This window comes from Pseudidiomarina fusca (assembly GCF_032227045.1).
GTDB lineage: Bacteria > Pseudomonadota > Gammaproteobacteria > Enterobacterales > Alteromonadaceae > Pseudidiomarina > Pseudidiomarina fusca.
In genome coordinates this window covers 1-4,034 of the sequence record NZ_JANFPJ010000058.1, presented here as the reverse complement: position 1 = coordinate 4,034, position 4,034 = coordinate 1, and the positions used below count along the sequence as shown (strand labels likewise).

The 4,034-nt window shown below is 45.5% G+C and carries 8 protein-coding genes; 1 reads left to right on the top strand and 7 read right to left on the bottom strand.

Features of this window, described 5'->3' with window-relative positions:
- Positions 1-195: hypothetical protein (locus NOG12_RS12840; RefSeq protein WP_313933468.1), on the top strand; the 195-nt coding region annotated here is incomplete at its 5' end.
- 14 nt (positions 196-209) lie between these two features.
- On the opposite strand, the gene NOG12_RS12835 is transcribed toward NOG12_RS12840, so the two are convergent.
- The 7 genes from NOG12_RS12835 to NOG12_RS12805 all read right to left on the bottom strand — a co-directional run.
- Entirely contained in the window at positions 210-476 is a 267-nt protein-coding gene (locus NOG12_RS12835; protein ID WP_313933467.1) for a hypothetical protein, read from the bottom strand.
- A gap of 408 nt (positions 477-884) precedes the next feature.
- Positions 885-1,340: a hypothetical protein gene (locus NOG12_RS12830; protein WP_313933466.1), complete on the bottom strand. Its 456-nt coding sequence runs from the start codon at positions 1,338-1,340 to the stop codon at positions 885-887.
- Entirely contained in the window at positions 1,340-1,855 is a 516-nt protein-coding gene (locus NOG12_RS12825; protein WP_313933465.1) for a hypothetical protein, read from the bottom strand. Before NOG12_RS12825 ends, NOG12_RS12830 begins: the two co-directional genes overlap by 1 nt.
- Before the next feature lie 11 nt (positions 1,856-1,866).
- On the bottom strand, positions 1,867-2,658 hold the full coding sequence (locus tag NOG12_RS12820) for an RHS repeat domain-containing protein (protein ID WP_313933464.1): 792 nt from the start codon (positions 2,656-2,658) through the stop codon (positions 1,867-1,869).
- Between the two features lie 17 nt (positions 2,659-2,675).
- Entirely contained in the window at positions 2,676-2,960 is a 285-nt protein-coding gene (locus tag NOG12_RS12815; protein ID WP_110076907.1) for a hypothetical protein, read from the bottom strand.
- A gap of 75 nt (positions 2,961-3,035) precedes the next feature.
- On the bottom strand, positions 3,036-3,416 hold the full coding sequence (locus NOG12_RS12810) for a hypothetical protein (protein WP_110076908.1): 381 nt from the start codon (positions 3,414-3,416) through the stop codon (positions 3,036-3,038).
- Positions 3,413-4,034, bottom strand: a 622-nt coding sequence (locus NOG12_RS12805; protein ID WP_313933463.1) for a hypothetical protein, incomplete at its 5' end; no start/stop codon positions are given. The genes NOG12_RS12810 and NOG12_RS12805, both read right to left, overlap by 4 nt.

Here is a 4,034-nt window from a genome sequence, read left to right as displayed (position 1 = left end):
GCAGAACAGATCAATCTGTCCAGCCCCACCAGTTGGTGGCACTGGACAAAACGGCGCAGCCTGCTGGTTACCCCTGATCACTTCTACCGGGAAGGCCTGCCCGGCTTGCTGGTTGTATTGCTCATTTTAAACCATCGCTGCCAACCGGCGATTGGTAAACCACCCAACCGAGTGAACGGTATGAGTGGACACTGAACTAGTACACAAATTCATCTGTTCCACTTCTCTTCAAAAGCCCTCTGGATATCCCCTAAAGAGTGCATATATTCATCGTGAGAATCCTTTGAGTCAACACCATAAAGGTACTGTATAGCACTCCACAAAAACTCCTCATCAGATCCAGGTTCAAACTCAAGCAAGCCTGCATCGAATGCTTGAATTCTTTCATAGGCCCATCGATCAGCAGCTTCTCTTGATATTTCCCCAGCGATCAGTTCTGAAAATTTGCCTTTGATGTCGTCAATCGTCAGCAACATTACCAACTCCCCGTATAGTTTCCGTTCTTGTCAAATGTGTAATGGGTTTTGGTTCCATTATTAAACTCCGGTCGAACCTGCCGCACATTGCCATTGTGGTCCAGCATTTCATGCCATGTTCTCTTATCAAAACGGACCAATCCCGGATAATTTCCGTGACTTAAAACACCTGATATTTGAGCGTACGTTGCTCCGAAAGTAACAGCAGACTGAGCAGCCTCAAACAGCAGAGCTGATCACACCCGGCCAGCAGAACAGATCAGTCTGTCCAGCCCCACCAGCTAGTGGCACTGGACGAAACTGCCCAACCTGCTGGTCAACGCTGATCACTTCTACCGGCACACACTGCCCAGCTTGCTGTTAATTTGATCCTATTTATTCGACTTGAAGATCTGGTTAAAAAACTAATTATCCTTCGACCCAAACAGAAGGTCTGGGTAGTTTGCTGGAACACTTTTGACATTTGATAGTTGGCAACGCAAACCCTCTTTGTCTCGCATAAACAGGATCTGCGCTACCGTCATACAATTGCCCAACTACAGGATTAGCAGATCGTCCAGACCAACCACAGGATTCACATACTATTCGTTCGAGGTGAACTCGAATATATGATTGCTCTTGTTGTAAAAGGTATATAGGCCACCACCCTCCACGCAAAGGAAAGCCGCAATGAAGCCCTAGAAAAACTGGCGGCTCTATCCCTGAAATGAATTCTTTCCAGGTAATTATCTCTGCATTTCTTACTACTGGTTTAGCCTCAATCAAAGCACCTGCAGCAATAGCATTAACCTGGTCCATTGAAGAAAGCAGCACGAGTTCGCCATCGACTTCGATGTTTCTAAAATCTTTAATACTCAATTGCATTATTTCAACTCCTCAAACTTCCACATTCCACGGACGAAATACTCACTTTCATTAGATGAAGATAGAGGCTGCCTAACCAACATACCTTTTGGTATTGTGGCAGAGTAGACCTTACCGCCAGGGCCGTTTGCAAAACGCCTAGCTACACTTTCATTTGTTGTGACAGAAAACATAGATCGTGGGTACTCTTTACTTGTAAATGAACCATCAGATTGAGCAACTGCTAGCGCAGTCTCACCACCATATTTACGAAGCAGTTCTGAATGACAAACAAGATTTTCCCTGGAAGCAGCAAGTATGGCTTTCCCTGTATCACCGCTAATATACATTTCCTCGTTATAAGCTCTTCGTGCAGCCTCGCTCATAAGCAAACCCGTTTCATCATGCACTTGATGTTCATCTGTGAATGTCGTCCCCCTAAAGACCGTAATTTGTTCTTTATTTTCCTGAGGAGTATCGCCAGATAATGTCAGGGCCGAAAAAATACCAAGTGCGGCTCGCCCTAATGTTGCCATTGATATTTGGCCTAAACCAGCCCCTGCAGCAGGTAGAGCGATAGCCCCCCATTAGACACGTTCTCTTTTGTTGAATTACTTTGCGCCATCAAATCTGTAGTGCTTCCATTTGAGAATGAGGCAGAAACTCCCGTAATCTGCGCCCCATTCCCCAGCTTGCTGGCCGCAAAGCTGGACACATCACTGGCAAAATGGCCACTGCGGCTATTTATTGATGTACTTCCCAGCGTCTTTCCGGTGTCACTGTCCGTTACATCAACCTTAACGCAGCTTTTTATCCGTGTTCCGGTTTCTGCCGCGCAGTACCCAGTAGGGTCCGTCCCAGCCAACGGATTATTCATAATATATGAATAGGGGTTAAGTGATTGGCTATTCCCCGGCGACTGAATAATAGGGTCAACACTCAAGAACCTGCCGAGGTTATAATCATACGCCCGGCCGTTCATATGAATGAGTTCGACGTCATCCAAATGCAGGTGGTCGGTAAAGCCGCGACGGGTGATACCGATATTATTAACGCCCGCATAGTCAGTAAAGTTTTTAAGGCGCGGCCGTGCTCCGGGCTCCATCACGGTGCCGTCAATCATTCGCGGTTTACCAAAGGCGTCATAGTGCCGGCGCCCGACGACCTGCCCATTCTCGTCACTGAAGGTCAAGCTCGTGCCCAGACGGTCCTTATGGTGGTAGCGGATGCGATGCCCATCGTCATTGCTGTAGCTGATAATGGCCATGGCGCTTAAATAGACCTTCCAGCTCCCATCCGGGCTGGCTTCATAGGCGTGGTCGACTTCATAGGTGGTCACCCCATCTCGAACGACTTTCACCCGCTCACGCTGCGCCCCATACGTAAAGCTATACTGGCTGCCGCCACGGGTGATGGTGCATATTTATCGCTATTGCTTTTTAGCATTCCAGTTGTAATAAATATCCAATCCTCTGGGGTTACCACGTCGATAGTGGTTTTAGCTCGTACAAAACAATTATCCATCATCTTAATTGCCTTATTTTTCAATTCTACATTCATTATTATGTGACTGCGCAATTCCATGAAACCAAATATTTGAGGAAAAGCATCAAGCTTCACTGTGAAAGGCTTATATGACATTTCATACGAACCGCTACTTACAGTTAGTTGAGTGACGTAGTCGGGTGCCTCTAGGGAGGCTCACTACGCCAACATTCAAAAATCTGAAAGATAAATTTTTATTGAATTTTTTTCGTCAAAATAGACATCGTCGATCTTTGTTGACCTAAATATTAAATTCAAAACCGAGTAATCAATGGACGCCTTTCTAATCCTCAATGATACTTCAGCGCCTTTTTTCGGCAACGGGAATATTACCCATTCACCTGTTTTAAAATTTGATAAAGTAATTTCTGAAATTTCAGAGCATTTACGGCTATTAGTATTGGAATCAATATTGACGACAAATTCTACAAACTCTCCATTTTTTCCATCGTACGATTTATCTATAGTAACGCCACATTCTTTCAATCTATTTGTGTCTGCATTGCATGCAGCAGTTAGGGTTAAAGCTGCAACTAGAAACAATATCTTCATTGTTTGCCTACTCCTTTTTGACGCCTGAATCGGTCAACTGCTTGTTGGGAAACCAGCGCAAACGCTCTCTGCTGTAACCTAGAGTTATGTGGACGTGCTTTACCTAGGTTAGCTGGATTGTAATGCCTAGACTCATGCGCCAATGTCGCAATAGCTCTTTCCACCCCTGTGAAACCCGGCCTAGAAAACGTTGCAGGTTTATAAATAGTTGATTTTCCCCCATAGTGGTACCCAAACACCCACACTTTCTCGTATCCAGCGCCGTAACTTTCACCTGCATATTCGTTTGCCTCTTCAAAGCTTTTAAATAATTTAGGGGCGTAAGTCTCATTATGGTCGGACACACTTCGAATAGAGATTGCGTATTCATCTTTAAACTCTACCTCTTCGCCCATGTTGCTTGCATCATCTTTGAAGAATTCATAAGCCTTATCAAATGTTTTTTGCGCACTACCTTCGTCTTTTCCAAGTTCAGATTTTTCTATTTTCCCAGTTAGCCCAGATGACTCTGCACTCCCATGCTTCCCACTGGTATCACCCTGACCACCCGCAGCCTCGGCTGGCGGCGCTAAATCGCTGGTTTCACCACGTCCGTGAGCGGTAGCAACTTTGTCACTC

Bases quoted from the DNA above. Each gene is read 5' to 3' on its own strand.
- NOG12_RS12835 (WP_313933467.1), bottom strand. From the start codon at position 476: ATGTTGCTGACGATTGACGACATCAAAGGCAAATTTTCAGAACTGATC.
- NOG12_RS12830 (WP_313933466.1), bottom strand. From the start codon at position 1,340: ATGCAATTGAGTATTAAAGATTTTAGAAACATCGAAGTCGATGGCGAA.
- NOG12_RS12825 (WP_313933465.1), bottom strand. From the start codon at position 1,855: ATGGCAACATTAGGGCGAGCCGCACTTGGTATTTTTTCGGCCCTGACA.
- NOG12_RS12815 (WP_110076907.1), bottom strand. From the start codon at position 2,960: ATGTCATATAAGCCTTTCACAGTGAAGCTTGATGCTTTTCCTCAAATA.
- NOG12_RS12810 (WP_110076908.1), bottom strand. From the start codon at position 3,416: ATGAAGATATTGTTTCTAGTTGCAGCTTTAACCCTAACTGCTGCATGC.